4 protein-coding genes and 1 pseudogene are annotated in these 4,476 nt (G+C 68.1%); 3 read left to right on the top strand and 2 right to left on the bottom strand.

Going from position 1 to position 4,476, the window contains the following annotated elements; genetic code table 11:
* Nucleotides 1–706: 706 nt before the first annotated feature.
* Nucleotides 707–1,045: a type II toxin-antitoxin system PemK/MazF family toxin gene (locus ACN6LD_RS30295; RefSeq protein ID WP_319194679.1), complete on the top strand. Its 339-nt coding sequence runs from the start codon at nt 707–709 to the stop codon at nt 1,043–1,045.
* A 297-nt stretch (nt 1,046–1,342) separates the two neighbouring features.
* Here ACN6LD_RS30295 and ACN6LD_RS30290 read toward each other — a convergent pair.
* Nucleotides 1,343–2,131 (bottom strand): annotated as a pseudogene (locus ACN6LD_RS30290) (IS481 family transposase); the annotation flags it as partial.
* A gap of 508 nt (nt 2,132–2,639) precedes the next feature.
* Between ACN6LD_RS30290 and ACN6LD_RS30285 the strand changes: the two are divergent.
* Nucleotides 2,640–2,933 carry a CPCC family cysteine-rich protein gene (locus tag ACN6LD_RS30285; RefSeq protein ID WP_445044866.1) on the top strand — a complete coding sequence of 98 codons (294 nt, stop codon included), beginning with the start codon at nt 2,640–2,642 and terminating at the stop codon, nt 2,931–2,933.
* A gap of 284 nt (nt 2,934–3,217) precedes the next feature.
* A complete protein-coding gene (locus ACN6LD_RS30280; protein ID WP_445044865.1) occupies nt 3,218–3,634 on the top strand; it encodes a hypothetical protein in 417 nt (138 codons plus the stop codon).
* Nucleotides 3,635–3,801: 167 nt separating this feature from the next.
* Here ACN6LD_RS30280 and ACN6LD_RS30275 read toward each other — a convergent pair.
* Nucleotides 3,802–4,476 (bottom strand): hypothetical protein (locus ACN6LD_RS30275; RefSeq protein ID WP_445044864.1); only part of this gene is annotated, 675 nt, incomplete at its 5' end.

Raw genomic sequence — 4,476 nt, 5'->3', positions numbered from 1 at the left:
CAACGAGGCCCCCGAGCAACGTGATTGAGACGTCAGACATCTCGATCAACAGCCCGGGGGCCTCGCTCGTTGCGCTCACGGCTCATCACCCGATCGGTGACCAACTCGAAGAGGCTCACTGTTCACGCACTATCTGCGATACACGCGACACACCCCCGACACGCTTCAGGCAGGGCGCCACCAGCGCCGCTAGCCAGTCCAACCATGCTGCCTTGACCAGCCGGGTCGCACCCCGGATACTCGATGTATGACATCTGTACTACGCAGCTAGGGAAGGAGGAACGATGACCTCTAAAACCCGAGGTAAGAGGGCCGAGCCAGTCTCATCCCGCACGAAGCAAGGCGAGGCAAGCGCTACGCGCAGACGAACCACAAGGGCCCCTGCGGTCAGTAAGACCACGAAAACCACGAAGTCTGATCAGTACCGTGGCCTACTCCAACATGGCAGCCAGTCCCGCTCTACTGAAGTGGCTCAAGTCCGTCTCAGGCCTGACGAGATGGCAGACCTACGGCAGGTGATGCAGTCACTCAAGCTGGCGTCGGTCTCGGATGCACTTCGAGAAGGACTCCGCTTGCTCTCGCGGGAGGCAGCAGAGTTGGCAGCCTCTGAGGAGATTCGATCCTTCTACCAGGGGGCTCCTGCGCCGGCTCCCGCCGGTGTGCTGCCTGCTACTGCGGAGGAGTTGGCAGCAGGGGACGAAATCGAATGGTGAACCCTGGCTCTGCATTGCGTGGCGAGGTCTGGGGATGTGTTCTACCAAGCCCTATTGGTGCACATCCCGTAGTCATTCTCACGGTCAATCGCATTGCCGAGCCGCTATCAGCAGTGACGGTTGCAGTAGTCACGGGGACGTCCGGACCGGCCGCTACTCACGTGCCCACCGGTCCCGAATGTGGCGTTACCAAGTACGACGAGTCCTACATCAACTGCACCGACCTGCACACAGTCGACAAGTCCAGGCTCCGGAAGCGTCTCGGGCTGCTAGATCCGGCCGAGATGAAGCATGTTGAAGACCGCGTCCGCGTGATTCTAGGACTGTCCTAGGGCAGCCTCCCCCTGGAAGGGCGGTCCGCTTCATGGGACCGTCCTTCCAGCATGTTCACGGTTGCTACACGGAGTCGCCCTCCTCCTCCAAGGCCGTTGCAATCTTCTCGTTGGCCGCTTCCTCGTGACCGTCAATGCACCCGTGATAGCGCCGGTGGATCACCTCGGGCGAGTTCCCGACCCGCCGGGCCACCTCAGCGATCGGCACCCCCGCGTTCGGCCACCGCGTGATGCACGCGTGCCGCAGGTCGTACGGGCGTCCGGCCAACGGTGAGGCGACGCGCTCAGGCGGTAGCTGTATTGACCCGCAGCGTTGTTCACACGGCTGATCGGTGGCTGGCCGCCGAGTGCGGTGTGGCAGCGATGGTGGTTGTCGGTGTGCAGGAAGTCTGCCAGGGCCTCGGTGCGTTCGGTGTTGCTGGTGTAGGACCGCTGGTAGGCCCACTCCTCGAGCAGGGTGCGGTTGAAGCGTTCGACCTTGCCGTTGGTCTGGGGACGGTAGGCGCGGGTGAGTTTGCCGGTCGCGCCGAGGTCGGCCGGCGCCCCTTGCCAGGCGAAGCTCTTGCGGTAGGGCCAGGCGTTGTCGGTCAGGATTCGTTCGATGCGGTCGATACCCGATGCGGCGAAGAACGCTGCGGCCCGCCGCAGGAAGCCGGCGCAGGTGTCGGCCTTCTCGTCGCCGTGGATTTCGCTGTAGGCCAGGCGGCTGTGGTCGTCGACGGCGGAGTGGACGTAGTCGAAGCCCATGTTGCTGCGGGTGGCGCGGCCGGCCTGGCGGCCCAGCATCTTGTGGCCGCCGCCGTCGGGGATCCGGCCGAGTTTCTTGACGTCCACGTGGAGCAGTTCGCCGGGTCGGTCGCGTTCGTAGCGGCGGATGACCTGGCCGGTGGGCCGGTTTAGGAAGGCCAGGCGGTTGAGGCCGTGCCGGGTGAGGATGCGGTGCACGGTCGAGGCGGGCAGGCCCAGGATCGGGCCGATGCGTGCCGGACCGAGTTTGCGGTCCTGCCGCAGCCTGCAGACGCGCGCCTCGGTGGCGGCTGCGGTCCGGTGCGGTGTCCTGTGGGGGCGGCTGGAACGATCGATGAGTCGTCAATAGGACGGCATTCCGAAGGGGATGAGCGGACCGTCGACGTCGAGGAAGAGGAGGGGACGTTCCGCTGCGCTTGTCACAGGCGGACCATAGCCCGCCAGGCGACGGGAGCGGCGCCCTCGGACCGGGCCGTCTGTGGGCCGTCTGGGGGCCGTCCCCGGTTCCTCGAGGCCACTCGACGGCGGCCGAAGGTGCATGCGCTGTCCGGCAGCTCCTGGGGGACTTCTGTGATCATCGGTGGCCCGAACGGGCGTGACCCCGCCCACCGACTCCGGAGAAGCCTGCTCTCGCCGATCGTCGGCACAGCGCTGACCGGTCTCGGGCGGATGCTGCGGCGAAACGGACGGCGCCGTCTGCGTATCTCGGCTTCGGGCGGTGGGCGTAGGGCGCGCTCATGCCGGACGAGGGCAGGGGTGCCGGGTCACCGCTTGCCGAGCTCGGGGCCCGGCTGAGCAGTGCCTATGCAAATCGCTCGCGGTTGGGGGCACGGCAGGGCAGGATGCCATGGTGGTCACTCCGTTCGTCAACAACCGCGGGAAGGCCGAAAACGGTCCGTACCCCTGTCCCTGCTGCGGCTTCCTGACCCTCGATGAGCGCGGCTGCTTCGAGATCTGTCCCGTGTGCTTCTGGGAGGATGACGGCCAGGGCGACGACAATGCCGACCGGGTGTTGGGCGGTCCCAACGGCCGGATCAGCCTCACGGAAGCCCGCAGCAACTTCCGTGCCCTGGGGGCGAGCGACGAGCGACGCACCGAGTTCGTACGCCCTCCTCGGGCAAGCGAGTACCCCACCGTCTGACATCTTCAGGCGTCATCACCGGCTGAGCAGTCGGGACGGCGGCCCGTGAGCTCTGGAGTGCTTCGACGCCGTTGCCTGCGCGCACCGCGACCTCGGTGATGTCCCCGTCTGTCGGGCCGGGCGCGGCAAGCGGTGCGGCCGTTCGGTGGGTGTGAGCGCCGAGCGGCGCGTCCCGTCCACGACACGCCCGTGCGAGAGGCGTCGGCTACCGGTAGAAGACAGACACGCCGCCGTGGTGCGAGCAAGCACCCTGATGGTGAGCGGCGTACGAGTACGTGCCGTCATTGCACAGTGCCGTCGCACCGCCGCCCGCAGAGCTGGAGCCGCCCGACGAGCTGGACCCGCCGCCGGACGATGAGCCGCCGGACGTCGAACTGCCGCCCGTGCCGGACCCCGCGGCGGCGTGCGCGGTGACGGTCACCTTCACGGTGACTGTCTCCGTCACCGTCGGCGCGGGCTTCGGCTTCGCGGTCTCCGTCGCCGTGGCCGTCGCGGTGACCGTGGCCGTCGCTGTCGTTGTCGGCTGGGCCTTGTCGCTGGCCGCCGTCTTCGTCGCGTTCGGATTCTGGCCGTCCGCACCGGCGCTGCCCACGCCGATGATGAACGCCAGGCCCAGGGCGGGCAGTACGAAGCGCTTGCGTGCCCACTTCGGTGCGGGACGCGCAGGCGGCGGTCCGGGGGGCGGCTGCAGCGGCGGTTGAGGCTGGTAGTGGCTCACGGGACCCCCTGGTTAAGTGCGTGAGGGGGGAAACTATCGACACCGGTGCGTCGAATGTGAGGGAAAAGTGAAGAAGTTGACCCAGTCGTGACCTCGCGGCTCGCGGCGCGCGGGGGCGGTTCCGGAGTTCGGCCGGAACCGCCCTGGTACTCAGACTTTCCGTTCTCCAGGTGCGAACGGGCCGGTCGCCGGGGCGACGCACTTGTCGACGACGGTCTGCTCGCCGGCCGCCGAGCCGTCCAGGCAGAGCCTTCCGCCCTGATCACGCAGATCGAGGAAGAAGTGCGTGGCCGCGCCGGACTGCTTGAGGTCGTGGATGCGCTCGTCGATGTAGCCGAGGTCGTTCAGGATCTTCCTGACCTCGGTGGGGGTGGGATCCGCCAGATCCCAGAGCGCGTGCGCGATGCGCTCTTCATGGAGGTTGCTCGCGCACCAGTCGCGAGCGTTCAACTCCACCTCCGGCCCCGCCGTGGGGACCATCGGCTCGATCGCGTCGCTCGGCGGTGTCTCCCCGGGCGGCGGTGTCTCCCCTGACGACGGCCTCTGCGCCGGACCGGACGGCAGCGTCTGCGCCGGACCGGACCGCAGCGTCTGCGCCGGACCGGACGACGGCCTCTGCGCCGGACCGGACGACGGTGTCTGCGCCGGAGCGTTCGGGGGGCACTGCTGCGCGACCGTGTTCAGCATCTCCGTGAAGGCGACGCCGGAGGGGGACCCGGCGGTGTCGGCGAGGGCGCCTTGCGATCCGTCGGCGTCCGTCTTCTCGGCGCCGCAGGCGGTGAGTGCCAGCGCCGCGAGAGCCGCCGCGGGGGGGGGGGGGGGGGG

It is taken from the genome of Streptomyces sp. SAS_272, from assembly GCF_052543235.1.
The sequence above is the reverse complement of the archived record's forward strand: the minus strand, read 5'-3'. Positions and strand labels throughout refer to the sequence as shown.